At 67.1% G+C, this 26,052-nt stretch carries 29 protein-coding genes; 17 read left to right on the forward strand and 12 right to left on the reverse strand.

The window, feature by feature from the left end; all coding sequences use genetic code 11:
• Window positions 1-434: 434 nt before the first annotated feature.
• The 6 genes from RMCN_RS23690 to RMCN_RS23715 all read left to right on the forward strand — a co-directional run bounded on the left by RMCN_RS23690 (window position 435) and on the right by RMCN_RS23715 (window position 5,998).
• On the forward strand, window positions 435-1,727 hold the full coding sequence (locus RMCN_RS23690; RefSeq protein WP_067394430.1) for a sensor histidine kinase: 1,293 nt from the start codon (window positions 435-437) through the stop codon (window positions 1,725-1,727).
• Window positions 1,715-2,359: a response regulator transcription factor gene (locus tag RMCN_RS23695; RefSeq protein WP_067394433.1), complete on the forward strand. Its 645-nt coding sequence runs from the start codon at window positions 1,715-1,717 to the stop codon at window positions 2,357-2,359. Before RMCN_RS23690 ends, RMCN_RS23695 begins: the two co-directional genes overlap by 13 nt.
• Before the next feature lie 21 nt (window positions 2,360-2,380).
• Window positions 2,381-2,878: a DUF6197 family protein gene (locus tag RMCN_RS23700; RefSeq protein ID WP_067394435.1), complete on the forward strand. Its 498-nt coding sequence runs from the start codon at window positions 2,381-2,383 to the stop codon at window positions 2,876-2,878.
• 34 nt (window positions 2,879-2,912) lie between these two features.
• Window positions 2,913-3,731, forward strand: coding sequence for a hypothetical protein (locus tag RMCN_RS23705; protein WP_084377693.1), 819 nt, complete (start codon window positions 2,913-2,915; stop codon window positions 3,729-3,731).
• Between the two features lie 210 nt (window positions 3,732-3,941).
• The gene (prrA, locus tag RMCN_RS23710; RefSeq protein ID WP_064396416.1) at window positions 3,942-4,655 is read left to right on the forward strand and encodes a two-component system response regulator PrrA; all 714 of its coding nucleotides are present in this window, start codon (window positions 3,942-3,944) and stop codon (window positions 4,653-4,655) included.
• Window positions 4,655-5,998, forward strand: a complete 1,344-nt coding sequence (locus tag RMCN_RS23715; RefSeq protein ID WP_067394440.1) for a HAMP domain-containing sensor histidine kinase — start codon at window positions 4,655-4,657, stop codon at window positions 5,996-5,998. Before prrA ends, RMCN_RS23715 begins: the two co-directional genes overlap by 1 nt.
• 1 nt (window position 5,999) lies before the next feature.
• On the opposite strand, the gene RMCN_RS23720 is transcribed toward RMCN_RS23715, so the two are convergent.
• Window positions 6,000-6,383: an FKBP-type peptidyl-prolyl cis-trans isomerase gene (locus RMCN_RS23720; protein WP_201028931.1), complete on the reverse strand. Its 384-nt coding sequence runs from the start codon at window positions 6,381-6,383 to the stop codon at window positions 6,000-6,002.
• Between the two features lie 22 nt (window positions 6,384-6,405).
• Between RMCN_RS23720 and RMCN_RS23725 the strand changes: the two genes are divergently transcribed.
• Both RMCN_RS23725 and RMCN_RS23730 read left to right on the forward strand, forming a co-directional pair.
• Window positions 6,406-6,654 carry a DUF2630 family protein gene (locus tag RMCN_RS23725; protein ID WP_064402984.1) on the forward strand — a complete coding sequence of 83 codons (249 nt, stop codon included), beginning with the start codon at window positions 6,406-6,408 and terminating at the stop codon, window positions 6,652-6,654.
• Window positions 6,651-8,219 carry a phytoene desaturase family protein gene (locus RMCN_RS23730; protein ID WP_084377695.1) on the forward strand — a complete coding sequence of 523 codons (1,569 nt, stop codon included), beginning with the start codon at window positions 6,651-6,653 and terminating at the stop codon, window positions 8,217-8,219. The genes RMCN_RS23725 and RMCN_RS23730 overlap by 4 nt, the downstream gene beginning before the upstream one ends.
• Here RMCN_RS23730 and RMCN_RS23735 read toward each other — a convergent pair.
• The 5 genes from RMCN_RS23735 to pdxH form a co-directional block, all read right to left on the reverse strand.
• Window positions 8,216-8,632: a MarR family winged helix-turn-helix transcriptional regulator gene (locus RMCN_RS23735; protein ID WP_067394449.1), complete on the reverse strand. Its 417-nt coding sequence runs from the start codon at window positions 8,630-8,632 to the stop codon at window positions 8,216-8,218. The genes RMCN_RS23730 and RMCN_RS23735 overlap by 4 nt on opposite strands.
• Entirely contained in the window at window positions 8,622-10,034 is a 1,413-nt protein-coding gene (locus RMCN_RS23740) for an MFS transporter (RefSeq protein ID WP_067394575.1), read from the reverse strand. The genes RMCN_RS23735 and RMCN_RS23740 overlap by 11 nt, the downstream gene beginning before the upstream one ends.
• A gap of 164 nt (window positions 10,035-10,198) precedes the next feature.
• Window positions 10,199-11,506: a citrate synthase gene (locus RMCN_RS23745; RefSeq protein ID WP_082680721.1), complete on the reverse strand. Its 1,308-nt coding sequence runs from the start codon at window positions 11,504-11,506 to the stop codon at window positions 10,199-10,201.
• A gap of 97 nt (window positions 11,507-11,603) precedes the next feature.
• A complete protein-coding gene (locus tag RMCN_RS23750) occupies window positions 11,604-12,263 on the reverse strand; it encodes a TetR family transcriptional regulator (RefSeq protein ID WP_110765923.1) in 660 nt (219 codons plus the stop codon).
• A 102-nt stretch (window positions 12,264-12,365) separates the two neighbouring features.
• Window positions 12,366-12,995 carry a pyridoxamine 5'-phosphate oxidase gene (gene pdxH / locus RMCN_RS23755; protein WP_067394455.1) on the reverse strand — a complete coding sequence of 210 codons (630 nt, stop codon included), beginning with the start codon at window positions 12,993-12,995 and terminating at the stop codon, window positions 12,366-12,368.
• A gap of 116 nt (window positions 12,996-13,111) precedes the next feature.
• Here pdxH and RMCN_RS23760 point away from each other — a divergent pair, with 116 nt between their 5' ends.
• The 3 genes from RMCN_RS23760 (at window position 13,112) to RMCN_RS23770 (ending at window position 15,470) form a co-directional block, all read left to right on the forward strand.
• A complete protein-coding gene (locus RMCN_RS23760; protein ID WP_067394458.1) occupies window positions 13,112-14,230 on the forward strand; it encodes a citrate synthase 2 in 1,119 nt (372 codons plus the stop codon).
• Window positions 14,227-14,829 carry a maleylpyruvate isomerase N-terminal domain-containing protein gene (locus tag RMCN_RS23765; RefSeq protein ID WP_067394461.1) on the forward strand — a complete coding sequence of 201 codons (603 nt, stop codon included), beginning with the start codon at window positions 14,227-14,229 and terminating at the stop codon, window positions 14,827-14,829. Before RMCN_RS23760 ends, RMCN_RS23765 begins: the two co-directional genes overlap by 4 nt.
• Window positions 14,830-15,014: 185 nt before the next feature.
• A complete protein-coding gene (locus RMCN_RS23770; protein WP_067394462.1) occupies window positions 15,015-15,470 on the forward strand; it encodes a VOC family protein in 456 nt (151 codons plus the stop codon).
• 5 nt (window positions 15,471-15,475) lie between these two features.
• On the opposite strand, the gene RMCN_RS23775 is transcribed toward RMCN_RS23770, so the two are convergent.
• The 3 genes from RMCN_RS23775 to RMCN_RS23785 form a co-directional block, all read right to left on the reverse strand.
• Entirely contained in the window at window positions 15,476-17,152 is a 1,677-nt protein-coding gene (locus tag RMCN_RS23775; protein ID WP_067394466.1) for an FAD-dependent oxidoreductase, read from the reverse strand.
• A gap of 9 nt (window positions 17,153-17,161) precedes the next feature.
• Complete coding sequence (locus tag RMCN_RS23780) at window positions 17,162-18,178, reverse strand: AurF N-oxygenase family protein (RefSeq protein ID WP_064412262.1); 1,017 nt, start codon at window positions 18,176-18,178, stop codon at window positions 17,162-17,164.
• 161 nt (window positions 18,179-18,339) lie between these two features.
• Window positions 18,340-18,822 carry a CAP domain-containing protein gene (locus RMCN_RS23785; RefSeq protein WP_082680722.1) on the reverse strand — a complete coding sequence of 161 codons (483 nt, stop codon included), beginning with the start codon at window positions 18,820-18,822 and terminating at the stop codon, window positions 18,340-18,342.
• A 148-nt stretch (window positions 18,823-18,970) separates the two neighbouring features.
• On the opposite strand from RMCN_RS23785, the gene serC reads away from it, so the two are divergent.
• Window positions 18,971-20,083: a phosphoserine transaminase gene (gene serC, locus RMCN_RS23790; protein ID WP_067394469.1), complete on the forward strand. Its 1,113-nt coding sequence runs from the start codon at window positions 18,971-18,973 to the stop codon at window positions 20,081-20,083.
• A 113-nt stretch (window positions 20,084-20,196) separates the two neighbouring features.
• Window positions 20,197-21,012 (forward strand): septation protein SepH, encoded by an 816-nt coding sequence (sepH, locus tag RMCN_RS23795; RefSeq protein WP_067394472.1) that lies wholly within the window; start codon window positions 20,197-20,199, stop codon window positions 21,010-21,012.
• Window positions 21,013-21,028: 16 nt separating this feature from the next.
• Here the strand turns inward: sepH and RMCN_RS23800 are convergent, their stop codons facing one another.
• Together RMCN_RS23800 and RMCN_RS23805 are read right to left on the reverse strand one after the other, a co-directional pair.
• Complete coding sequence (locus tag RMCN_RS23800; protein WP_064412356.1) at window positions 21,029-21,301, reverse strand: DUF2537 domain-containing protein; 273 nt, start codon at window positions 21,299-21,301, stop codon at window positions 21,029-21,031.
• A gap of 5 nt (window positions 21,302-21,306) precedes the next feature.
• The gene (locus tag RMCN_RS23805) at window positions 21,307-22,182 is read right to left on the reverse strand and encodes a TrmH family RNA methyltransferase (protein WP_067394578.1); all 876 of its coding nucleotides are present in this window, start codon (window positions 22,180-22,182) and stop codon (window positions 21,307-21,309) included.
• Window positions 22,183-22,230: 48 nt separating this feature from the next.
• On the opposite strand from RMCN_RS23805, the gene RMCN_RS23810 reads away from it, so the two are divergent.
• Complete coding sequence (locus RMCN_RS23810) at window positions 22,231-22,470, forward strand: DUF2530 domain-containing protein (protein ID WP_067394475.1); 240 nt, start codon at window positions 22,231-22,233, stop codon at window positions 22,468-22,470.
• A 24-nt stretch (window positions 22,471-22,494) separates the two neighbouring features.
• Window positions 22,495-22,947 (forward strand): SRPBCC family protein, encoded by a 453-nt coding sequence (locus RMCN_RS23815; RefSeq protein ID WP_067394478.1) that lies wholly within the window; start codon window positions 22,495-22,497, stop codon window positions 22,945-22,947.
• A 57-nt stretch (window positions 22,948-23,004) separates the two neighbouring features.
• On the opposite strand, the gene RMCN_RS23820 is transcribed toward RMCN_RS23815, so the two are convergent.
• Window positions 23,005-23,766, reverse strand: a complete 762-nt coding sequence (locus RMCN_RS23820) for a DUF3027 domain-containing protein (protein WP_067394481.1) — start codon at window positions 23,764-23,766, stop codon at window positions 23,005-23,007.
• 88 nt (window positions 23,767-23,854) lie between these two features.
• Between RMCN_RS23820 and RMCN_RS23825 the strand changes: the two genes are divergently transcribed.
• Together RMCN_RS23825 and RMCN_RS23830 are read left to right on the forward strand one after the other, a co-directional pair.
• Window positions 23,855-25,561 (forward strand): MFS transporter, encoded by a 1,707-nt coding sequence (locus tag RMCN_RS23825; protein ID WP_067394484.1) that lies wholly within the window; start codon window positions 23,855-23,857, stop codon window positions 25,559-25,561.
• Entirely contained in the window at window positions 25,558-26,040 is a 483-nt protein-coding gene (locus RMCN_RS23830) for a DUF2771 domain-containing protein (RefSeq protein WP_067394487.1), read from the forward strand. The genes RMCN_RS23825 and RMCN_RS23830 overlap by 4 nt, the downstream gene beginning before the upstream one ends.
• The last annotated feature ends 12 nt before the right edge of the window (window positions 26,041-26,052 follow it).

Consider the following 26,052-nt stretch of genomic DNA (forward strand, 5'->3'; position numbering starts at 1 on the left):
TACACCGCAAGCACATTCACAGAAAACACCGATGGACGGCGCGCGGGATGACTGCCGGGAATTAGCTCGTGGCGCCGGCCGGACATGTCTGACGATTTTCTTACGGTCGCGAAAATACCTGGTGGCGCGGCGTCGTACCAGCGGCAACAACCGCTCCCCAGCCGATCTGCGAGCCCCAGGTGACGGTCGCTGAAAACGTTGCGGCACAGCAAATCTGATGACTTCTGATCGGCCGCCCCGCGGCGGATCGGCTACGTTTCGGGCCCTTTGACTGAAAATGATGTCCGCAGCGTGGCCCGGTCTTATGCTGACTTATAGCGACGGCATGTTTCCCCGAGTACGCGGGGTGGGGGTTAACCCCCCCCTGATCTGTCCGGTAAACGGCATGTTGTCGCACGATAGTGGCCCGTACGTTTGATGGTGTGGTCACAGTGATGGGACATGCGGTCGAGCCGGTCAGGGTTGACGCGACCGCTGCGGCGGTCCGTCTGCGGATCGGCGTTGTGCCCACCGCGTCGCTGATCGTGGGCGCGGTGATCGCCGTGGCGTGGCTGTGGATACCGATCACGATCGCGGTTGTCGGGATCGCGTCGATTCCCTCTGTGATCGGTTTTGCCGTTGCCGTAGTCATATTCGTGTACCTGATGCGCTTGGCCGGGTGGCTCGAGCGGCTGCGTAGCGAGGCCGTCTTCGGCATGGATCTCCAGGACGCGCCCCGAAACACGTCTCACTACAACGGTTTTCAAGGCTGGCTTCACCAACTGTGGCTGGACCTCAACAGCGCGCGCTTCTGGAAGGGTTGCCTTCACCACTTTCTTCGGGCGTTTTACGACCTCCTGGCCGCTGGCCTGGCGTTCGTGCTTCTGGCGTTCGGGGTACTGGCGCCGGCGGCGGCGATCGCCGTGAGTCGCGGCGACGACGCCCAACTCTCCTTCATTCCGACCGGACTTGCGTGGCCCTTGGCCGCTGTCGCATTGATGGCCGCCGCTGCCACCCTGGTCTTTGCGCCGCTTCTCGACGCCAAAATCGACCATTGGCTGCTCGCCCCGTCGCCGGCCGCGGTGCTGCAACACGAGGTGAACGCTCTCGCAGATGCTCGGTTGGGCGCGGTGTCATCGGCGCAGACCGAGCGACGCCGCATCGAGCGCGACCTGCACGACAGTGTTCAGCCCCGACTGGTGTCTCTCGCGATCACGATCGGTCTTGCGCAAACCAAGCTCGAATCCGACCCGGCCTCTGCCAAAGCGCTGATCGCCGAGGCGCACGACGATGCGAAAACCGCTCTGGTGGAACTACGTAACGTGGTGCGCGGTATCGCACCGACGATTCTGTCCGACCGGGGATTGGACGCCGCGCTCTCGTCGGTGGTGCAGCGCGCTCGAAACACCGGGGTGCCCACCACGCTGGACATCGACTTACCCCGGCGTATCCCTTCGGAGACGGAATCGGTCGCCTACTTCGTCGTCGCCGAGGCGCTGACCAATGTCGCGAAGCACGCGACGGCGTCGCGCGCTGCCGTGACGGTTCGACTCGACGAGGCCGAAAACACGCTTCACGTATCCGTATTCGACGATGGCCGCGGCGGCGCACAAGTCACTGACAACGCGAACGCCACCGGTCTGCGCGGCCTGGCCGAAAGGGTCCGGGCTGCCCGCGGCACGTTCACGGTTTCCAGTCCGACGTCCGGGCCCACGATTGTCGCTGCGGTATTGCCATGCGCATCGTGATCGCCGAGGACTCGGCGTTGCTGCGCGCCGGTATCGAACGCATCCTCATCGATGCCGGCCATGAGGTCGTGGCGGGTGTGAGCGACGCGACGGACCTGCTTCGCCTCGTCAACGAGACCAATCCTGATCTTGTGATCGTCGATGTGCGGATGCCGCCGACCTTCACCGACGAGGGAATACGCGCCGCAGCGCTGTTGCGCGGCCAGAATCCGGAGTCACCGGTACTGGTGTTGTCGCACTACGTCGAAGAGCGCTACGCCTCCGATCTGATCACCTCGGACACCCGTGGCTTCGGGTACCTGCTCAAAGATCGCGTCGCCGACGTACCGGCGTTCCTCGACGCGGTGGCAGTCGTGGGCACCGGCGGGACCCTGCTCGACCCGGAGGTCGTGTCCCAGATACTCGCGCGGTCGCATCGTCGCAGCGCACTCGATCAGCTCACTCCCCGCGAGACCGAGGTGCTGCAACTCATGGCCGAAGGCAGAACCAACTCGGCGATCGCCACGACCTTGCATATGTCGACCGGCTCGGCCGAAAAACACATCGCCTCCATCTTCACCAAGTTGGGGTTAGCGCCCGATGACACCGAAAACCGGCGTGTACTCGCTGTTTTGCGCTACCTCGAATCGTAAGCAAGAGAAGGGACCAAAGAGATGACAACTATCTCCGGCATAGTCGCCGCTCGACGGACGGGATTGAAGTCCGACCGAGAGGTGATCGAGGACGCGCTGACGCTCCTCGAGATGGACAACGGGTGGACTCAGGGCAGCTACTGCCGCGACCGGGATGGGCGCGAGGTACGACCCGACGCCGACGCTCCAGGCGGCTGGGTAGCGGTGCGGACCGAACACGTCGGCGGGGGCGGCTTCGTGGTGCACACCCAGAGCGGGGTGAGGCCGTGCAGCTTCTGCCTGGGCGGGGCACTGCGTGTGGCGGCCGGTTATTGGCACGGTGCACAGCCGTTCGCGGTATCCGAGCAGGTGGAACGGCTGGAGTGCCTTATCCTGCAACTGGCCAACTCCGTCACCGCACCAGGTTGGCTGACCCTACAGAGCTTCAACGACGATTCTCACACCACCAAGGCCGACGCGGTCCTCATGCTCAAGCTCGCGGCGGCCCACCTCGATGCGCAGGAGCAGAAGCACCGGTGAGCAGATTCGACCTTGGCGCCAGCCGACACCCCTGATGTCGGGCGGCCGCCGCACAACGATGCGCGTTGCGCTCGTCGTCGTCGCCGCGCTCGTTTGCATTGCGACGTTGGCCGGCCTCGGTGTTCTCGCGTTCGGACTCGCAGGCAGTCGCGTCGTCGCCGACACGTTCGCATTGCCGGCCGACATCCGCACGCTGACCATTGATACCGGGGATGTGCCGGTGGCGGTACGCCTGACCACCGACGACAACGCCGAAGAGGCGCGTCTCGCGCTGAGGATGGTGACAAGGGCCGATGGTCCGCCGATGACAGTGGTGAACGACGAGACGAGCAGCCGGGTCACTCTCGCCGGCGGCGGTTCGGAGTTCCCCTGGTTCGACGGCACCGGAGAAATTGCCGTGGTCCTTCCGCCGGATGCCGCGCGACGGTTGAGCGTGACCGTCGATCACCGGGCAGGCCCGCTCACCGTCCAAGCGGACCTCGATAAGCTGGTCGCGACGACAGACCGAGGCAATGTGTGGCTCGGCGGCTCAGCCCGTCGAATCGACATCGACGTCCGCCACGGCGACATCAGAACCAGCACCAGAGTTGCCGTATCGGAATCATTCAGTGCGGCAGTCGAATCCGGCAGTGTCTCGGTAGAGTTTCGCGGGCCACCCCGGATGACCGAGGTGATCGCCGACGGCAATGTGACTTTAGGACTGCCCGGCACAGAGCCGTATCGCGTGCGCGCCCGAACCGGGCAGCCAAATGGCGAGACAAGGGTCACCGTGCCGCAAACAACCGACCCTGACGCCCCCGAGGTGACAGCTCGCTCCGAGCGCGGCCACGTGCACATCGACGAGATTCGCTGAGTTGATCGGCAACCCTGCGCTTCCCTGGAGTCGAAGACCTTCACAGCAAAATCTGCGTTGGGGGGCTAGCAAACCATCCGAGCGACGCCTGCACTCGGAGGCAGTTCGGACAGCAGCCTCTGGATCCCTGGAGTTTCCCAGGCCGAGTCACCCGAAAGCATCTGCACCGCCTCCCCCGCTTGAGCCCATCAATCAGGCAAGATTGGCTACATGGCCAGTGGTACAGACAGTGGCGGAGCCTCACCTCGAGTTCTCGTGGTCGACGACGACCCCGACGTGCTGGCCTCGCTCGAGCGCGGCCTGCGACTGTCCGGGTTCGACGTGGCCACCGCGGTCGACGGCGCCGAGGCGCTGCGCAGCGCGACCGAGACCCGGCCCGACGCGATCGTCCTCGACATCAACATGCCCGTCCTCGACGGCGTCAGCGTGGTCACCGCACTGCGCGCAATGGACAACGACGTACCGGTATGCGTGCTCTCCGCACGCAGCTCGGTCGACGACCGCGTCGCCGGTCTCGAGGCGGGAGCCGACGACTACCTGGTCAAACCGTTCGTGCTGCAGGAACTGGTGGCCCGCGTGAAGGCCCTACTGCGTCGGCGCGGCTCCACTGCGACCTTCTCCTCGGAAACCATCCAGGTCGGCCCGCTCGAAGTCGACATCCCGGGCCGTCGAGCCCGCGTCAACGGCGTCGACGTCGACCTGACCAAACGCGAATTCGACCTGCTCGCGGTGCTGGCCGAGCACAAGACCGCCGTGCTGTCGCGCGCGCAGCTGCTCGAGCTCGTCTGGGGCTACGACTTCGCCGCCGACACCAACGTCGTCGACGTCTTCATCGGCTACCTGCGCCGCAAGCTCGAAGCGGGCGGCGCTCCCCGGCTCCTGCACACCGTTCGCGGAGTGGGGTTCGTCCTGCGGACGCAGTGATGTCTGTGCTCTCGCGGATCTTCCGCCGAACTCCGTCGCTGCGCACCCGCGTCGCGCTGGCCACCGCAATCGGCGCGGCGATCGTCGTCGTCATCGTGGGAACGGTCGTCTGGGTCGGCATCACCAACGACCGCAAGGAACGCCTCGACCGCCGGCTCGACGAGGCCGCCGGCTTCGCGATCCCGTTCCTACCGCGGGGCCTGGACGAGATACCGAAGTCGCCGACCAACCAGGACGCGGTCATCACCGTGCACCGCGGTGACGAGGTGACGTCCAATTCCAATGTCGTCCTCCCCCAGCTCGAACCCGGATACGCCGACACCTACGTCGACGGCGTGCGCTACCGCGTGCGCACCGTCGACATCCCCTACTACCCCGGGCCGATGTCGGTGGCCGTCGGCGCCACCTACGACGCCACCATCGCCGATACCAACAACCTGCACCGACGAGTGATCATCATCTGCGTGTTCGCCGTCGGCGCCGCCTCGGTGTTCGGCTGGGTACTGGCCGCGTTCGCGGTGCGCCCGCTCAAGAGCCTGGCGCAACAAACCCGTCAGATCGACGCCGGCGACGAGGACCCCGACGTCGAGGTGCGCGGCGCCACCGAGGCCGTCGAGATCGCCGAGGCGGTTAAGGGCCTGGTCGAACGTGTGTGGAAGGAACAGGACCGTACCAAGGCCGCGCTGGCGTCGGCGCGCGACTTCGCCTCGGTCTCCGCCCACGAACTGCGCACGCCGTTGACTGCGATGCGGACCAACCTGGAGGTGCTGTCCACCCTCGACCTGCCAGAGGACCAACGCAAAGAGGTGGTCAACGACGTGATCCGCACGCAGTCGCGCATCGAGGCGACACTCGGCGCGCTGGAACGGCTGGCACAGGGTGAACTGTCGACCGCCGACGACCACGTGCCCGTCGACATCACCGAGTTGCTGGACCGCGCCGCCCACGACGCGATGCGGGTCTACCCGGACCTGGAGGTGTCGTTGGTGCCTGCACCGACGGTGATCATCGTGGGCCTGCCCGCAGGTCTGCGGTTGGCGGTCGACAACGCGATCGCCAACGCGGTGAAACACGGCGGCGCGACGCGCGTGCAGCTGTCGGCGGTCAGCTCACGAGCAGGTGTGGAGATCGCGATCGATGACGACGGCGTCGGCATCCCCGAGGAGGAGCGCTCGATCGTGTTCGAACGCTTCTCTCGCGGATCGACGGCGTCGGTTTCGGGCTCAGGGCTCGGCCTGGCTTTGGTGGCCCAGCAGGCCGAACTGCATGGCGGCACAGCCTCTTTGGAGGAGAGCCCGCTGGGTGGCGCTCGCCTGCTGCTGCGCTTGCCCGGCCACCAATGAGCTAGCGCGTAGCCAACAGGTCGATGACAAATATCAGCGTCTTGCCGGACAACCGATGCCCGCCGCCGGCGGGGCCGTAGGCCTGCTCCGGCGGGATGACGAGCTGTCGACGACCGCCCACCTTCATGCCCGGAATGCCGTCCTGCCAGCCTTGGATCAGGCCGCGCAGCGGGAACTCGATCGACTCCCCACGGTTCCACGAACTGTCGAATTCCTCGCCGGTGTCGTACTCGACGCCGACGTAGTGCACCTCCACGTTGCCGCCGGGCACCGCGTCAGCTCCGTCGCCCACGACCAGGTCCGTGATCACCAACTCGGTGGGCGGCGGACCGTCGGGGAACTCGATTTCGGGCTTCTGCCCTGAACTTGAAGTCACCGCACTCACGGTAGTCGGGCAGACTGGAGCTGTGACCAAGGACCAAGACATTCTCGACCAGGTCAACCGGCTGGTCGCCGAGGAGCAGGACCTGCGGGCCAAGCTTCAGAACCGCGAGATCGATGAGTCCGAGGAGCACAAGCGGCTCAAGGCCGTCGAGGTTCAGCTCGACCAGTGCTGGGATCTGTTGCGGCAGCGCCGGGCTCTTCGGGAGACCGGCGGTGACCCGCGCGAAGCCGAGGTGCGTCCGCCGGACGAGGTCGAGGGCTACCTCAACTGAGTTCGCGTTACGCCGCCGGAGCCGCTCCGGCGGCGACATACGACGCCGTCGTCGTCGGCGGCGGGCACAACGGCCTGGTCGCGGCTGCGTATCTGGCCAAGGCGGGTCGTCGGGTACGGGTGTTGGAGCGCCTCGACCATGTCGGTGGCGCGGCGGTATCCGCGCACGCCTTTGAGGGAGTCGACGCGCGCTTGTCGCGGTACTCCTACCTCGTCAGCCTGTTGCCCCGACGGATCGTCGACGACCTCGGCGCGCGGGTGCGCTTGGTGCGGCGTCGCTACTCGTCCTACACGCCCGACCCAGCGACCGGCGGACGCACTGGACTGCTGATCGGTCCCACGTCAACGTTCGGTGCGATCGGCGCTGCCGACGATGGGCCGCGGTTCGCCGAGTTTTACGGCCGGTGTGGTGTCCTCGTCGAGCAAATTTGGCCGACGCTGCTGGAACCGCTTCTGACGCGAAGCCAGGCGCGTGATCTCGTGGATGACGAGGCCGCGTGGCGATCGATGGTCGACGAGCCGATCGGGCACGCGATCTCCTCCGCCGTCGACAACGACGTCGTGCGCGGGGTGATGGCCACCGACGCGTTGATTGGAACGTTCGCCCGCCTCGACGACGCGTCGTTGATTCAGAACGTCTGCTTCCTCTACCACCTGCTCGGCGGCGGAACCGGTGACTGGGATGTGCCGATCGGTGGGATGGGCGCCATCACCGGTGCGCTGGCCGCCGCCGCGACCGGCTATGGTGCCGAAATCACCTGTGGCACTGAGGTGTACGCCATCGACCCGGCCGGCGAGGTGCGCTACCACTGCGACGGCATCGATCACACCGTCCACGGACGGGTTGTTCTGGCCAACGTGACGCCCACGGTGTTGGCGGGCTTGCTGGGTGAGCAACTGCCGGAGTCGACGCCGGGTGCGCAGGTCAAGGTGAACCTGATACTGCGGCGCCTACCGCGGTTGCGCGACCAGACCGTCACACCGGAGCAGGCATTCGGTGGGACGTTCCACATCAACGAGACATTCAGCCAGTTGGACTCGGCATATCTGCGCGCGGTCGACGGCGCGGTACCGGACCCGCTGCCGTGCGAGATCTACTGTCACTCGCTGACCGACCCTTCAATTCTGTCCGATGAACTGCGCGCCGCTGGTGCGCAGACGCTGACGGTCTTTGGTCTGCACACCCCTCACCACTTGGTGTCGTCAGGTGACCCCGATCGAATGCGGGACACATTGACATCGGCGGTACTCAGTTCATTGAATTCCGTTCTGGCCGAACCCATTCACGATGTGCTGATGGAGGACTCGGCGGGCCGGCTGTGCATTGAGGCGAAGACGACCGTCGACCTCGAACACTCGCTAGGCATGACGGGTGGGCACATCTTCCACGGTGGGTTAGCGTGGCCGTTCGCCGAGAATGACGAGCCACTCGACACTCCGGCTCGACGCTGGGGTGTGGCGACCGCGCATGACCGAATCCTCCTGTGCGGGTCAGGATCACGTCGTGGTGGCGGAGTCTCGGGGATCGGCGGCCACAATGCCGCGATGGCGGTGTTGGAAAGCTAAGAGCGCATCTTGGTCACAATGCGACGCAGCGCCTCGATTTCGGCTTGGTCCAGATTCGCCATGGCTTCCGGCGCCGGGTCCTCGATCGCGTCGATCTTGGCCACCATGGCGCATCCCGCATCGGTGAGCGATACCCGCTTGCACCGGCGATTGGCCGGATCCACCTGACGCACCACCAACCCGCGCCCTTCCAGGTCGTTGACCGCGACGGTGGCGGCCGGCGCGTCGATGGTCGCCGCGTGCGCCAACTCCTTGACCGTCATCGGCCGTCGGCTCAACCGCCGCAAGATGCGCACCCTGCTGAACGGCAGCCCGGACTGCTCGACCACCGCCCGCTTCCAGCTGTCGTGGTTCTCGATGACGAAGGCAGCCATCGCCCGCCACGCCTCGTCAGCCACTCGATTACCGGACATCGGCCGCCACCAACGGTTCCAGCCGATCGGCCGACCGCAACGCCCTACCGGAGGTCGAGTAGAAGCCGAGGACGATGATCACCACCCCGAGCACCGCGCAGATCAGCCACAGCGGTCGGGCGGCCTGCGCGAAGCCGGGACCCGTCGCTGCCAGCGCGCCGCCCGCAACCGAACCACACAGCGCCACACCGATACTCACGCCGACCTGCCTGCTGGTCGACGCGATCGCCGACGCGGCGCCCGCCCGGTCGGTCGGCATGCCGCTGACCGCCGCGTTCGTCACCGGCGCGTTGACCATCGAGAACCCGATACCGAAGACCGCGAAGATCACCAGCAGCTGCCACACCGGTGTCGTCGCCGACAGCTGAGCGAGCATGACCGTCGCCGCCGTGATCAATGTCCCAGCGATCAACAGTGACGGCCGAGCCCCGAACCGCCCGACCATCCGGCCCGACAACGGTGAAAACACCAGCGCGCCAACGGCTATCGGCAGATAGATCAACCCGGTGTGGAACGCCGAGAAGCCGCGCTCGTCCTGCAGATACAGCGACATCATGAACAGGAAGGCACCCCACGACGCGAACGCGCACACCGCGATCATCGTCGCCGATGCGAACGGGATACTCCGGAAGAACCTCAAATCGATGAACGGATCCCGCCGACGCGCCTCATAAGCCAGGAAGCCGACGAAGGCGGCGACCGCGCCGACCGCCACGGCGACTGTACGAGCGTCTGTCCACCCCATGACCGGGCCCTCGATGAGTACGAAGACGAGCCCGAACAGGAACGCCATGCCGAGGGCCTGTCCGACCGGATCGACGTCGCGCATCGTCAGCGACTTGGATCTCGGAACGAAGATGACCGTCAGCAGGATGGCCAGCGCGCAGATCGGCAGATTGATCCAGAACACCGCGCGCCAATTGATCCACTCGATGAGCACACCACCGACGATCGGCCCTGCGGCCATCGAAATGCCCACGACGCCGCCCCAGATGCCGATGGCCCGGGCTCGTTCCACCCGCCCGGTGAACACCTGCGTGATGATCGACATCGCGACCGGGTTCATCATCGAGCCACCGATCGCCTGCAGAAAGCGCGCGGCGATCAGCGTCTCGATGTTCGGCGCCAGGCTGCACAGCAGCGACGCGACCGCGAACACCGTCAGCCCGAGCTGGAACGTGCCTCGCCGACCGAACCGGTCGGCGGCCGCACCGGACAACAGCAGCAACGACGCCAACACCAGCGTGTAGATGTCGATCACCCATTGCAGCTGGGACCCGGTGGCATTGAGGTCGGCGCGGATGTTGGGAATCGCGACGTTGACGATCGTCGCGTCCATCGACACGATCAGCAGGCTCAGGCAGCAAGTCACCAGGATGATGGCCTTGCGCCGAGCGCTCATTGACCGGACGACGGTTTCGTTCACCCAACAATTGTGAAACTACAACTGTTCGGCCGGCAAGGCAGCTGGCAGTGAGATACGCGACGTCGAGTGTGGGGTTACGTCACGCTCCGCGCGCCCAGAACGTGCGGGTAACCCACGTTCGGCACAGAGCGCGAATAGGCCTAGCGGCTGCTGACGTCCTTGTAGTCGCGCTCGGTGTAGCCGGTGTAGACCTGGCGCGGCCGGCCGATCTTGCCGCTGCCCTCGTCGTGCATCTCCCGCCAGTGCGCGATCCAGCCGGGCAGCCGGCCGAGCGCGAACAGCACGGTGAACATCCGCGTCGGGAAGCCCATCGCCCGGTAGATCACGCCGGTGTAGAAGTCGACGTTCGGGTAGAGCTTGCGCTCGATGAAGAAGTCGTCGGTGAGCGCGGCTTCCTCGAGAGTCCGTGCGATATCCAGCATCTCGTCGTCGCCGCCGAGCTTGCCCAGAATCTTGTCGGCCTGCTCCTTGACGATGCGGGCGCGCGGGTCGTAGTTCTTGTAGACCCGGTGACCGAAGCCCATCAGCTTCACGCCGTCCTCGCGGTTCTTCACCTTCTTGATGAACTCGTGGACGTCGAAGTCGGCCTGGCGGATCTTCTCCAGCATCTCCAGCACCGCCTGGTTGGCGCCGCCGTGCAGCGGGCCCCACAGCGCGTTGATGCCGCCGGAGATCGACGTGAACAGGTTGGCCTGCGACGAGCCGACCAGCCGCACCGTCGACGTCGAGCAGTTCTGCTCGTGGTCGGCGTGCAGGATGAACAGCATGTCCAGCGCGCGGACGATCTCGGGGTCGACCTCGTAAGGCTCGGCGGGGAAGCCGAACGTCATGCGCAGGAAGTTCTCGACCAGCGTCAGCGAGTTGTCCGGGTACAGGAACGGCTGGCCCGCGGACTTCTTGTAGGCGTAGGCCGCGATGGTCGGCAGCTTGGCCAGCAGCCGGATCGTCGACAGCTCGACCTGGTTGTCGTCGAACGGATCCAGCGAATCCTCGTAGTACGTCGACAGCGCATTGACCGCGCTCGACAGCACCGGCATCGGGTGGGCGTTTGCCGGGAAGCCGTCGAAGAACCGCTTGAGATCCTCGTGCAGCAGCGTGTGCCGCTGAATGCGGGTGGTGAACTCCGCGAGCTGTTCCTTGGTGGGCAGCTCCCCGTAGATGAGCAGGTAGCTGACCTCGATGAAGTTCGACTTCTCGGCGAGCTGCTCGATCGGGTAGCCGCGGTAGCGCAGGATGCCGGCGTCGCCGTCGATGTAGGTGATCGCACTCTTGGTTGATGCGGTGTTGACGAAGCCCTCGTCGAACGTCGTGTAGCCGGACTTGGCCAGAAGTGACCCCAGCGCGATGCCATCAGCGCCTTCGGTGGCGGAAACGATGTCAAGGTCGAGCGTGCCACCGGGGTAGGAGAGGGTGGCTTGCCCTTCCCCACTCTTCGCGTTATCGGCCACGAGGTTCCCTTCGTCGCTGCTGGGAGTATTCGGACATTGCTCCTACAAAAGGTAGTCCCATTCGGGCAGGCGTGCCCCGCCGGGGGCGGTCACTTGCTCAGACGGGCAGCCGCAGATTACCCAACAAGCCGGTGAACTCCGCGAAGACCGTCTCCAAGCGCTCGATCAGGTCGTCTATGGACACCCGTGACCAGTCGCTGTTGACATGCACGACGTCGGTGAGCGCCGTCATGATCACCGCACTCCACGTCGCAGATGCCAGGCGCACCCTGCGGTCGGCCACATCGACCCCCATGCGCCTGGCGAGTGCCTGTTCGAGCGCGTTGCTCCGGAACTCGACGGTGACCTGGCGCAGCGTCGGCGACGACAGGACGATCCTGGCGATGCACAACACCCGTTCGGCCCGCAGATCGTCTGGTCCCGCGTGCTTGGCCGCCTCCCCCATCGCGACATAGGCGCGCAGGATCGCCTCGAGGTGGTTCAGCTCGGCGGGCTGGCGGTCCAGTTCGAGGGCGACTTCATCGACGATCTCGTCGACCAGAGCCAGCGCGATGGAGTCCTTGGTCGGGAAGTACCGGCTGAAGGTGCGCGGTGAAACGTCGGCCACCGCGGCGATCTGCTCCACGGTGGTGTTGTCGAAACCCTGTCCGTTGCACAGTTCCACTGCGGCGTCGATGAGCGTCGCACGCGTGCGCTGCTTCTTGCGCTCGCGCAGCCCGACGGACTGCGCCCCCCTACCGTCAGGCACAAGGCGCATCCTAACGGTCGAAACTATGGATGAGCTAAGAATTCATCTTCGCCGAAAACATGTTCGACGTGAGCATTTCGGGTCCGCGCCTGGCGGTAGCAACGCCGACGCCTAGGGCTGCAGCCGCTCGACGCGGCCGTCCTGAATGCGAATCCTGTTGTGCACCCGGTTCTCCCGGCCCTGCCAGAATTCGACGACGTCGGCGGCGATCAGATAGCCGCCCCAGTTCGGCGGCACGGGCACCGTGTCGTGGCCTTCGAAGCGCCGCGTCACCTCGGCCAGTTGCTCCAGCAGTGCCGCGCGCGAGGCGATCGGCTTCGACTGGTACGACGCCCAGGCACCCAACTGCGACCCCCGAGGTCGCTTCGACCAGTATTCGGCGGTCTCCTCCGCCGACACCTTCGTCACCGGTCCGCGGACGTGGACCTGGCGCCCGGTCAGGTACCAGGGGAAGGTGGCCGACGCGTACGGCGTCGCCGCCAGCTGCTCGCCCTTGTCGGAGTCGTAGTTGGTGTAGAACGTGATGCCTGTGTCGTCGACGCTCTTGCACAACACCGACCGAGTGACGGGCCGCCCGCGGCTGTCGACCGTGCCGACGACCATGGCGTTGGGTTCGGCGACACCGGCGCGCTCGGCGTCGGCTAACCACTTGCGCAGCAAGGTAACCCAGCCGTCCGCCAGCCAATCCACGTCCAGATCGGGACTGCCGTCCTTTTCCGCCGAACCGTATTCCACCCGCATCCTCGCCAAGCGTTCTGGGCCTACCTCCGCCACGCGACAACGCTACGCCCACACCGGCTGCCGTCGTGTCAGCAACCGCCAGATGAGCACCGATGGACAGGTGCGAGAATCTGGCCATGAGCGCGGTGCCTGAAGACTTCGTACCCGGCCTCGAGGGCGTCGTCGCCTTCACTTCCGAGATCGCCGAACCCGACAAGGACGGCGGCGCGCTGCGCTACCGCGGCGTCGACATCGAGGATGTGGTCAACCAGAGGGTGACCTTCGGCGACGTGTGGGCGCTGCTGGTCGACGGCAAGTTCGGCAACGGTCTGCCGCCCGCTGAACCGTTTCCGCTTCCGATCCACAGCGGCGACGTGCGCGTCGACGTCCAGGCCGGGCTGGCGATGTTGGCCCCGATCTGGGGCTATCGCCCATTGCTCGACATCGACGACGCGACCGCCCGCGAACACCTCGCCCGGGCCTCGGTGATGGCGCTGTCCTACGTCGCGCAGTCCGCGCGCGGGATCTATCGGCCTGCGGTCCCGCAGCGCACCATCGACGAATGTTCCACGGTGACAGAGCGATTCATGACTCGCTGGCAGGGTGATCCGGATCCCCGCCACGTGGAGGCCATCGACGCCTACTGGGTCAGCGCCGCCGAGCACGGTATGAACGCATCGACCTTCACCGCCCGCGTGATCGCGTCGACCGGCGCCGACGTCGCGGCCGCCCTGTCCGGCGCGATCGGCGCGATGAGCGGACCGCTGCACGGAGGCGCCCCGGCTCGGGTGATCCCGATGATCGAGGAGGCCGAGAAGACCGGCGACGCCCGCGCGGTCGTCAAGGACATCCTCGACCGCAACGAGAAGCTCATGGGCTTCGGGCATCGGGTGTATCGCGCCGAGGATCCGCGGGCCCGGGTGCTGCGCGCGACGGCCAAGCGTCTCGAGGCGCCGCGCTACGAGGTCGCCGCCGCGCTCGAGCAGGCCGCCCTCGCCGAACTGCGGGAGCGGCGACCCGACCGCGCCATCGAGACCAACGTCGAGTTCTGGGCGGCGGTGATCCTCGACTTCGCCCAGGTGCCGACCAAGATGATGCCGGCGATGTTCACCTGCGGGCGCACCGCCGGATGGTGTGCGCACATCCTCGAGCAGAAGCGGCTCGGCAAGTTGGTGCGTCCGTCGGCGATCTACGTCGGCCCGGAGCCGCGCAGCCCCGAGTCGGTCGAGGGCTGGGACCAAGTCGTCCGGTCGTGACGACGACGTTCGCCTCGGCAGCGCGCAGTTTCGCGGACCTGGTCGGCCGCATTCCCGCCGACGCGTGGTCGGGTCCGGGTCTGGGCGACTGGGATCTGCGCTCGCTTGTCGGGCACACGTCGCGCTCGCTGACCACGGTGCTCACCTACCTCGAGACGCCCGCCGACCGTGAGGACATCGCCACGCCGCGGGAGTACTACGCGCGGGTGAACCCGGCGGCGCTGGGCTTGGACCCCGCCGACGTGGCCGAGCGCGGGCGGCAAGCCGGACGCGACCTCGGTGACGACCCGGCGGCCGCCGTGGCCGACCTCGTCTCCCGAGCGCTCGCACGGCTGGAGACGGTGGACGATCCGTTGATTCGGGTGCTCGGCGGGCTGGGCATCCGATTGCGGACCTATCTGCCGACGCGGACCTTTGAGTTGGCCGTGCACAGCTTGGACATCGCACGCGCCGTTGATCTTTCGTTGACGTTGCCCGGCGCGGTGCTGGAGGAGGCATTGGTGCTGGCGGCGCGTATCGCCGCCGAGCATCAAGGCGAGACGGTGCTGATGGCGCTGACGGGCCGCGACAGCCTGCCGCCGTCATTCTCGATCGTGTGATCTGTCGGTGGTTGGGCGCACTAAGCGGTTGATTACCCTCATGCCATGCGTGCGATCAACCCCTTCGGGCTTGTCGGTGGGCGGTGGTTGCATGGCCGGCGTACCGATGACTTGGGAGCGCTCACCGAGTCGGTACTGACGACCCCGTTCGCGGGACGCAACCCAATTCGAGAGGAGCTCTTCTGATGGCTATCGATTTTCAGCCGGCGGTGTCGCCCATGCTCACGGTCAGCGACGGCGCTGCGGCCATCGACTTCTACGTCAAGGCCTTCGACGCCGAGGAACTCGGCCGCGTACCCGGACCCGACGGCAAGCGACTGTTTCACGCTGCGCTGCGCATCAACGGGGCCTTGGTGATGCTCAACGATGACTTCCCGGAGATGAACGACGGCAAGTCGGTGACGCCGGAAGCGCTCGGCGGCTCACCGGTGACCATCCACTTGACGGTCGACGATGTCGACACCAAATTCCAGAAGGCCGTCGACGCCGGCGCGACTGTCGTCATGCCGCTCGACGACATGTTCTGGGGCGACCGGTACGGCGAGCTCCGGGACCCCTTCGGACACGTGTGGTCGATGGGCCAGCCGGTGCGCGAGGTCAGCCAGGAGGAGATCGACGAGGCGATCAAGCAACACCAGTGACGGAGCTAGCGGCGCAGCCCGGCAAGTAGGCGCCGGCCGAGCGGCACCGGGGCCTCGGCCGCGGCGGTCAACATGTCGGCGACCGCAGTGAACTTGACGCGCGGCCGTTTCTCGCCGCCGCGGGCGACCTCGGCGGCGTCGATCGCCTTCCACCCCGCGGCGTCGACCACGTCGGGTTGCCTGCTGCGAACCAGCTTGTCGAGGGCCGCCGGCTTGTGCGCGGGATCGCGCAACCTGCCGTCGTTGTAATCGGCGACCAGGTTGTGCACGGTCTGCGCGGCGCACGACTTGTTGGTGCCGATGAACCCCGTCGGCCCGCGCTTGATCCATCCCGCGACGTAGCTGCCGGGCACGGGAGCACCTGACCGCGGGTCGACGACGCGGCCGCCGTCGTTCGGCACCACGGCCGCCGACTCGTCGAAGGGGAGCCCGCGAATCGGCCTGCCGCGGTACCCGATCGAGGTCAACACCAGCCCGGTGTCGACCCGCCGAACCTCGTCGGCGCCGGTGACGGTGAACTCAATCGCCTCGGCGCGGGCCTCGCCGAGGACGCGCTGCGGCGTCAGCCGGTAGGCAAGCCGGATACGGGGCCGCGTCGGCGGTGTCGAGGTGTCGCCGAGCTTGCTCAAGACCTCCAACTTGTTGCGGGTCAGGCGATCCTCGGTGGTGGCCAGGTCGCGCTCCACCCACTCGTGGTCCTCAGGCGAGAGCACCACCTCGCATGTTGAGGTCAGTCCGATCAGTTCGGGCAGTGTGAACGCCGAGTCCGCGGGGCCGCGCCGCGCCGCGATCACCACCTCGGTCACCTGCGAGTCGCGGAGCACGGCGAGCGCGTGATCCGAGATATCGGTGCCCGCAAGGACATCCGGTGGCGTGGTGAGTATTCGCGCGACATCGAGGGCGACGTTGCCGTTGCCGACGATGGCGACCCGCTCATGACTCAAATCGACTGGCAGCGAGTCGAAGTCGGGGTGGCCGTTGTACCAGGCCACGAATTCGGTGGCGGTGCCCGTGCCTTGCAGGTCCATTCCCGCGATGTCGAGCCGGCGGTCGTTGGGCGCTCCGACCGCATAGAGCACGGCGTGGTGGTGCTCGAGCAGCTCGTCGTGGGTGACGTCGGTGCCGACCTCGACGTTGAGGTAGAAGGTGAATCCCGGTTGGGCCGCGATTCTGTCGAACAGTCTGGTCACGCGTTTTGTGCTCTGGTGGTCGGGTGCAACGCCGGCGCGCACCAAACCGTATGGCGTGGGCAGCTTTTCGAAGACGTTGACCCGCACGCCTTTCTGGGTGAGTAGCTCGTCGGCGGCGTACATCGCCGCCGGTCCCGATCCGACGATCGCCACGGTGAGCGGTCCGCCTGAGCGGGGATAGACCACCGGCGCCTCGATGACCGGTGCCAGCTTCGACGTCGGCGGCAGCTTTCCGTCCGGTTCGGGGTAGAACGCGGCGTTCAACTCGACGAACGGCAGCTGCGCGGGCGTCAACTTCGAATCGTGCGATATCGCGCCGACCGGGCATGCCGACACGCACGCACCGCAGTCGACACACGCCACCGGATCGATGTAGAGCATCTCGGCGGTCGCGAAGCCGGGTTCATCGGGCGTCGGGTGGATGCAGTTCACCGGGCACGCGTAGACACAGGACCCGTCGCTGCAACACGACTGGGTGATCACATGCGGCACAGGCGCTCCCTACGCGGCAGCGACCACGTGCTGGCGAGCCGGTTCGCTGCGGTAACGGCTGGGCGGACCGTCGATCTTGCAGAGCCGCCAGACGAGTTTCGCGAACGGGTTCATCAGCCCGGTGTCGTGACACAGCATCCGGACGTCGCCGAACATGTCGCGCAGGAACTGCCGCGACTTGGGCGCACGGAAGAACAGTTCCTTGCGCACCGAGCGCGGGATGTCGAACTCCCGCCAGAACGACCTCGGCGGCACGATGATCGCCTGGCACAGCACCCGCATGATGATCGGCACGTTCCACGACAACCAGAACCGCTGGCGGCGGTTCAGATACGGCAGGCGCTTGCGCAGATACTCGTGGGCGAACGAGATGTGGCGGGCTTCCTCGGCGACGTGGATGGCCATCACCCGCTCCATGATCGGGTGCAGGTCCTTACCCTCGCGCAGTACGTTCTTCTGGGTGTGGTCGATCGGTTCCTCGCCGGCGAGCACGCCGAAGAAGAACGGAATCGGCAGCGGCCCGGCGATCAGCGGGATGAACGGCGACAGCCATCGCAGCATCCGCGGCATGCCCGGTACGTCGGCGCCGATGCGGTTGACCATCTCCTGAAACATCATCGTGTGGTTGCACTCTTCGACCGACTCGTGCAGGCAGTACCGGTATTCGGGGGAGCCGTTGGGCACCCAGAACGCGTAGTTGGTCAGGCCGCGGATGAGGATGATCTCGAACTGCAGCCCCACCTTCGCGACGTTGGCCTGCCGCCACATCCCGATCTCGATCTGCCGCTCCAGCGGCTGGGCCTGATACCAGGGATGTCCACCGAGCGGGTCGGTGGCGGGCAACACCCAACGCGGGTCGTTTTCGGTGACCGCGAACTCCGGGGAGTCCCAGTCGATGTCGGTGTAGGGGTTGAAATTCCGCCGCACCGAACCCTCGGACAGCGTCATGAGCGTGTCGACGTACTCGGCGTCGTCGCTGACTTCCATGTTGCGACGCCAACGCCTGACCATACGAGTGCGGGCCATCTTCAGACCTCCCCCTTGAGGTTTACATTCACGCCTTTGATGTCCAACAACGGTACCGCAGGTACTACGTACTGAACATACCCCGAAGCGAGATGTGTCACACCGGCTGTTGCGGCGCTACGTGTGATCGCGCTCACACATCAGAAAGGGGAGGGTGTGGGTTATTTGGTGCCGAACTCGCCCACTGCGGTGGCCCGATTACCGGCGCGCGCCACCGAGAACCCGGCTTCGGTCATGCCGCAGTCGGTGATGATCGCGCGGTGTCCCGGGCTGTTCATCCACCAGTTGACCGCCGCGGCGGGGACACCGTTGACACCGGTGCTCCAGAAGATGATCTCGCCGACGTTCGCGTACTGCGTGTAGCCGGCGGCGGTGATGCGCTGACCGACGGACGACCCGTCCGAGCCGGTGTGGCTGCGCACGTTGTTGGCCAGCATGTCGTTGGCCTGACGCGCGGCGGCCGCGGTCAGCTGCGGGTTGGCGGCGACGGGGCCGCAGCCGTTGGCCGCGCGGGCGGCATTGACCTCACCCAGCAGCGCGCCGCCTTCGTCGGCGTGGGCGGGAACGGCGAGTGCCGGGCTGAACAGTGCCAACGCCGCTGCGCAGGCGGGTATCACCTTGATGCTTCTGCTACGACTGTCCACGTGCCCCCTGGGCTCGATCTGCAGTCCCCGACAGGTCACAGTATGGACACGGCGAGGTCTCTATATCGGCTCTTTACCCACTTTTTAGAGTTCTCTTGCCTTCCATCCCCGCGGCAGGAGCACCGGCGCGGTCATTAGTGTTGACCGCATGGGCCAGCTGACGATCCCCGCCGACCTCAAACCGCGTGACGGCCGCTTCGGTTGCGGCCCCTCCAAGGTTCGGCCCGAACAGCTGGCGGCGCTGGCCGCCGCCGGCGACCTGTTCGGGACGTCGCATCGCCAGGCGCCGGTGAAGAACCTGGTCGGCCGGGTGCGCGACGGGCTGCGCGAGCTCTTCTCGGTGCCCGACGGCTACGAGGTGATCCTCGGCAACGGCGGCACCACCGCGTTCTGGGATGCGGCGGCGTTCGGCCTGATCGATAAGCGCTCGCTGCACCTGACCTACGGGGAGTTCAGCGCGAAATTCGCCTCGGCCGTCGCCAAGAACCCGTTCGTCGGCGATCCGGTCGTCGTCAAGGCGGACCCGGGCAGCGCACCGGAGCCGACGTCGGATCCCTCGGTCGACCTGATCGGCTGGGCGCACAACGAGACCTCGACGGGTGTCGCGGTCCCGGTGCAGCGCCCCGGCGGGTCGGGTGATGCGCTGATCGCGATCGACGCGACGTCGGCGGCGGGTGGGCTGCCGGTCGACATCGCCGAATCCGACGTCTACTACTTCGCTCCGCAGAAGAACTTCGCGGGCGACGGCGGCCTGTGGATCGCCATCATGTCGCCGGCCGCGCTCGCCCGCGTCGAGGCCATCGCGGGTGCGGGGCGCTGGGTTCCGGAGTTCCTGTCGCTGCCGATCGCGATCGAGAACAGCCTCAAGAACCAGACATACAACACCCCGGCGATCGGCACGCTGATCCTGCTGGCCGAGCAGCTGGACTGGTTGCTGGGCAACGGCGGCCTGGACTGGGCGGTCAAACGCACGGCGGACTCGTCGCAGCGGCTCTACTCATGGGCCGAGGCCGCGGCGTTCGCCACGCCGTTCGTCGCGGATCCGGCGTTGCGCTCGCAGGTGGTCGGCACCGTGGACTTCAACGACGACATCGATGCCAGCGCCGTGGCCAAGACGCTGCGAGCCAACGGCATCGTCGACACCGAGCCCTATCGCAAGCTCGGCCGCAACCAGCTGCGGGTGGGGATGTTCCCGGCCGTCGACCCCGAGGACGTCAGCGCGCTCACCGCGTGCATCGACTGGGTGGTGGAGCGGCTTTAGCCGCGACCAACAGCAGGGGCGCGGCTTTAGCTGGCGTGTCCTACCAGGTAACGAGCGGATAACGCAGTAGTGTCCGGTTGATCGGGCTTTGCGCTAGCCCGGAGGAGGTCGCCATGCGGGAACTCAAAGTCGTCGGACTCGATGTGGACGGCAAACGAATCATCTGCGAGGCCGACGGCTCCGGCGAGAAATTCACGCTGCGGCGCGACGATCGGTTGCGGGCCGCCGTTCGAGGCGACCAGATGGGTTCGAGCCAGACACGAGACGAGGCCGAGGTTCACAACGTGCTGCGCCCCAGAGAGATTCAGTCCCGGATCAGGGCGGGCGCGTCCGTCGAGCAGGTCGCCGAGGCGTCGGGCGTCGACGTGGCCCGGGTCGAGCGGTTCGCACACCCGGTGTTGCTCGAGCGTTCCCGCGCCGCTGAACTGGCAACGGCCGCACACCCGGTGCTCCCCGACGGTCCGTCGGTGCTGACCCTGCTGGAGACGGTCACGACGGCGTTGATCGCGCGCGGGCTCGACCCCGACGCCCCCGCGTGGGATGCGTGGCGCAACGAGGACGGCCGCTGGACCGTACAGCTGGCGTGGAAGGCGGGGATGTCCGACAACGTCGCGCATTTCCGGTTCACCCCCGGCGCCCATGGCGGGACGGTGACGGCCTTCGACGACGCGGCGTCCGAATTGATCGATCCGAACTTCTCGCGACCGCTGCGTCCGGTCGCCGCGCTGCCTCAGCCTGCGGCCGAGGTCGAGGAACCGACGCTTCCGATCGAGCCGCCGGTGCAGGTCACCGCTCCGGATTCGCAGCCCGAAGCGGAGCCGGAGCCCGTCGCACCGAAGCCGGCCAAGGCTCGCAGAGGCAAGGCCAAGCCGGCGGTCCCGGCGTGGGAGGACGTTCTGCTGGGCGTGCGGTCCAGCGGTCAGCGCTGAGCTTTTCGCGCCCAGGTCAGCCGCTCAAGGCGACGGCGAGCACCACCAGCCACGCGGCGAGCACTCCGACGCCGGAGCCCAACACGAACCATCGCCACACCGGCCGGTTACGCCATCCCCACACTGTCGGGGCCAGGCCGCCGACCGCCACCAAGTTGAGTCCGATCGCCAGCAGCGGGTGCAATCGCAGCAATCCGAGGCTTAGCACGACGATCGCGGCCGCGATGACCGCCGCGACGAAACCCGCCACCGTCAACCCCATCGCCCACGGCGTCGAGTCGTCGGCCATCTCGTTCACTCCGCGTCGCTCCGCTCAACCTCGCCGGTGCCCAATCTAACCCGCTCATAGAACGCCAGGGCCGCAGCGGTCGCGACGTTGAGCGAGTCGGTTCCCCGCGACATCGGGATCCGCACCCGAAGGTCCGCGGCGCGCATCGTCCGCTCCGTGAGCCCCGGACCCTCCGCGCCGACGAGGATCGCCACCTTGTCGTCGACGACGTCCGACATCGCATCGGCAAGAGTGCGTGCGGTAGCGGCGGGCGTCATGGCTAGCAGCCGAAACCCGTTGTCGCGCAACAACTCCAGATCCGTCGGCCACGACCGCGCCCAGGCGTAGGGTACGAGCAGTGCATGGCCCATCGACACCCGGACGGCGCGACGATACAGCGGATCGGCGCAGCCGGTGCCGAACACCACCGCGTCCACCCCGAGGCCGGCCGCGTTGCGAAAGATCGAGCCGAGATTTTCATGGTCGTTGACGCCTTCGAGGACGGCGACGGTACGCGCACCCCTGCCCGATGTCGCCGGGGCGCCGGCTCCGGCGAGCACCTCGGCGACCGTCAACTCCCGCGGCCGTGAGGCCGACGCCAGTACGCCGCGGTTGAGGTGGAAGCCCACCACTTCGGCCATCACGTCGGCGGGCACGCGGTAGTACGGGGCGGAGACACCGGCCAGCTCGGCCCCGAGTTCCTGCAGCCGGCGGTCGGTGCCCATCATCGCGCGCGGGACGAACCGCGAGGCCAGCATGCGTTGCACCACCAACACGCCCTCGGCGATCACCAGCCCCTTGCCGGTGGGCAGGTCGGGTCGGCGGTCGACGCTGTTGAGATCGCGGAAGTCGTCGAGTCGCGGATCGGACGGATCGGCGACGTCGATCACGGTGTGGGTCATGGTCACGCCCGACCGGCACCACTGCCCGGTGGGCTATTTTTCATAGCGATGACCCCGCAACCGCCCCCGCTGCCCGACGTCCTGCTCAAGCCGGCGCCGGTCATCGTCGTGATCGCGGCCGGTTGGGTCGTCGCTGCGATCCTGGCGCTCACGGTCACCGGTTTACACGAGTGGCGGCCGTACACGGTGGCCGGGCTGGGCGTCGGCGCCCTTGGCACGGGGATCTGGTTGTGGCAACGTCACGCCGTGCGTCGCGGATCGCGCGGGGCGCAGAGCGGACTCACGTAAAACAGGATGAGACGGGAGGGCGCAATGGCAGCGCCGCTGTTGCAAGCCGAGACGACGATCAACGCCCCGGTGGCGAAGGTGTGGGAACTGGTCTCGGACCTCAAGAACATGCCGCGATGGAGCCCGCAGTGCCGGCTCATGAAGACCTTCGGCCCGCTGCAGCCGGGTGCGCGGACCATCAACCTCAATCGGCGCAAGTTCATGTTCTGGCCCACCACCAGCCGGATCATCGAAGTGATCCCGGAGAAGAAGCTGGCGTTCCGGGTCAACGAGAACAACACGGTGTGGAGCTACGAACTCGAACCCACCGAGACCGGCACCCGGCTGGTGGAGACGCGCCATGCGGAGAACGGGGTCAAGCCGGTGTCCACGATGCTGGTCAACGCAGTGATGGGCGGCGTGCCGAGTTTCGAACGTGAACTCGTCGAGGGCATGAACGAGTCGCTCGCGCGGATCAAGGCCGCGGCCGAAAACTAGTCGGACGACGATCAAGCGGCGAGGAACGAGCCGCGTTGAGAAGTCCGACGAATAACGTCAGTCGGACGGCTCGGTCAGGTCGAGCACGCCGTCGTCGTACGGGTCGTAGAGCGGGGATCCGCCGCCCGCGGGCTGCGGCGTGTCCGAGTGTGCGCCACAACCGTATTCGGAGTCGACGACGTGGCCGTCGGCGGAGAACTCATTCGCGCAGACGCCGAACATCGTGCCCAGTGAACCGGCCAGCGGAAGATAGAACCCGCAGTCGCGGCAGACGCGCCGCGTCGAGCGCGCCATCGCCGAACCGGGCCCATAGTCGCCGTCGTGCCAGCGTTGGGCCGCATCGATGCGGCCCCACTGGCTGAGCACCTGGCGACGGCCCAGACCCACCTCGAGTGCGACGTCGTCGATCTGCGGGTCGCCGGTCGCCATGTAGCCGGGCACCAGACGGGGGTCGTCCGGGGGCGGGGCGAGAAGATCGCCCGGGCCCAGATCGCCGGGCTGGACACGGTCCTGCCACGGCACCCACTTCGGCGCCAGCAACGCCGTCGGCCCTGGAACCAGCACCACCTCGCTGATGGTGGCGTGGTCGGCGCCGGGCCACGCCGCGACGACGACCGCCCACTGCCAGCCGCGGTAACCGGGCATGTCGGCGAGGAAGCGGTGCGTGGCCGCGGTCGGGTCCTCGAAGCTGGCACCCAGGTAGTCACCGACGGTGTCTTCGCCGCTGAACTCGACGATCGCCGCACGTGCGTCGTCGACGGCGCCCAGGAGTACCGCCTCCAGATCCGGCCGCTCGGCGGATTCGGTCACGCTTTCCATCGCCCCCAATACTGCCTGACCGGCTAACCGTCAGCCACACCGGTTGGCTGCACGCCCGCTACCGCTTCGATGGTGGAGAATCGACATCGTGACCGGACCGCGTCGTGACCCCCGAGACTCAGCGGGTCGGCGCGACCCTCGGTACCACCCGCCACGACCGCCCGCCGACGACCGCTGGAGTGACGACCGGTGGAGCGATGAACATCCGGGGATGGCGAACTACCCGAGCGATCCGAGCTATCGACGACCCCGGCGCAGCGGACCGACGCCCAGCGCCAACCGCTGGCTGCCTCCGCTCGATGAGCCCACCCGCGAATTCGGTGTCACGCCACCGCCGCACCGGATGGGCGGTGCCGCAGGCGAAAAGGTCACCGTCACCCGGGTAGCCGCCCAGCGCAGCCGCGAGATGGGCTCCAGGATGTACGGCCTGGTGCACCGGGCCGCGACCGCGGACGGCGCCGACAAGTCCGGGCTGACCGCGCTGACGTGGCCGGTGGTCGCGAACTTCGCCGTCGACGCCGCGATGGCGGTCGCTTTGGCCAACACGTTGTTCTTCGCGGCGGCCTCCGGGGAGAGCAAGGGCAAGGTCGCGCTGTATCTGTTGATCACCATCGCGCCGTTCGCCGTCATCGCCCCGCTCATCGGGCCCGCACTGGACCGGCTGCAGCACGGCCGCCGCGTCGCGTTGGCCACGTCGTTCGGGTTGCGCACGGCGCTCGCGGTGGTGCTGATCGCCAACTACGACGGTGTCACCGGAAGCTTCCCCTCGTGGGTGCTTTACCCGTGCGCGCTCGGAATGATGGTGCTGTCCAAGTCTTTCAGCGTTTTACGCAGCGCGGTGACCCCACGGGTACTGCCGCCGACCATCGACCTGGTGCGGGTGAACTCGCGGCTGACCACCTTCGGCCTACTCGGCGGCACAATGGTCGGCGGCGCGGTGGCCGCGGGTGCGGAGTACCTGTTCAAGCTGTTCGAGATGCCAGGTGCGCTGTACGTGATCGTCGCGGTGTCGGTGGCCGGCGTGGCCCTGTCGATGCGCATCCCGAAATGGGTCGAGGTCACCGAGGGCGAGGTGCCCGCGACGCTGAGCTACCACGGTCGCACGGGCGAACTGCGGCGCGGTGATCACGTGCCACCGGCAAAAGCGGCGCGCCAACCCTTGGGGCGCAACACCATCGCCGCACTGTGGGGTAACTGCACCATCAAGGTCATGGTGGGCTTCCTGTTCCTGTATCCGGCGTTCGTCGCCAAGTCTCACGACGCCAGCGGGTGGGAGCAGCTGCGCATACTCGGACTGATCGGCGCGGCCGCGGCCGTCGGTAACTTCGCGGGCAACTTCACCAGCGCGCGCCTCAAATTGGGCCGTCCGGCGCAGGTGGTGGTGCGCTGCACGATCGTCGTCACCCTCGCGGCGCTGGCCGCCGCGCTGACCGGCAATCTGCTGGTGGCCGCGATTGCCACGCTGCTCACGTCGGGGGCGAGCGCGATCGGCAAGGCCTCGCTGGACGCGTCGTTGCAGGACGACCTGCCCGAGGAGTCGCGTGCCTCGGCGTTCGGCCGCTCGGAGTCGGTGCTGCAGTTGGCCTGGGTCGCCGGCGGCGCGGTCGGCGTGCTGGTCTACACCGAATTGTGGGTGGGCTTCACGGCGATCACCTCGGTGCTGATTCTCGGCCTGGCGCAGACCGTGGTGAGCTACCGCGGTGATTCGCTCATTCCGGGGTTTGGCGGTAACCGACCCGTGCTGGCCGAGCAGGAGGGCGGACGCACCGACACCGCGGCGGTGGCGCACGAGTGAAACGCATGATCGCCGCGCTCGTCGCGGTGGTGATCCTCGCGTCGGTGGGTACCGGTGTGCTCGTCTGGTGGCTCAGCAGTAACGACGATGCGCCGAAATACCCTGAGATCAGCGCGTATTCGCATGGGACTCTCGTGCGGGTGGGCCCGTACCGCTATTGCGAGGTGCTCAACCCCACCAAGTGTGAGGTCTTCGAGGACCAGGGCGAACTGCCGGTCATCGAGAGCGACGCGGTGCAGCTGTCGGTGCCGCCGGCGATCGCGCGGGCGCCGTGGGTGCTGCTGCGTCAGCACGAGGGTGGCGACGTCGTCGAGGAGTTCCGCCCGGGAACGCGACTGGCGGTGACCATTCCGACCGTCGACCCGCGGCGCGGCAAGCTCACCGGGTTCGCCGTGCTGCTGCCCACGCTGGTCCGCATCGACGACGAAGAGGTGCCGGCCCCGCACGCCGAATGGTCGGTGCGCACGGTCTGGTCCTGAGCCCTCCGTGGT

Origin of the sequence: Mycolicibacterium novocastrense (genome assembly GCF_001570485.1) — a bacterium.
Lineage (GTDB): Bacteria > Actinomycetota > Actinomycetes > Mycobacteriales > Mycobacteriaceae > Mycobacterium > Mycobacterium novocastrense.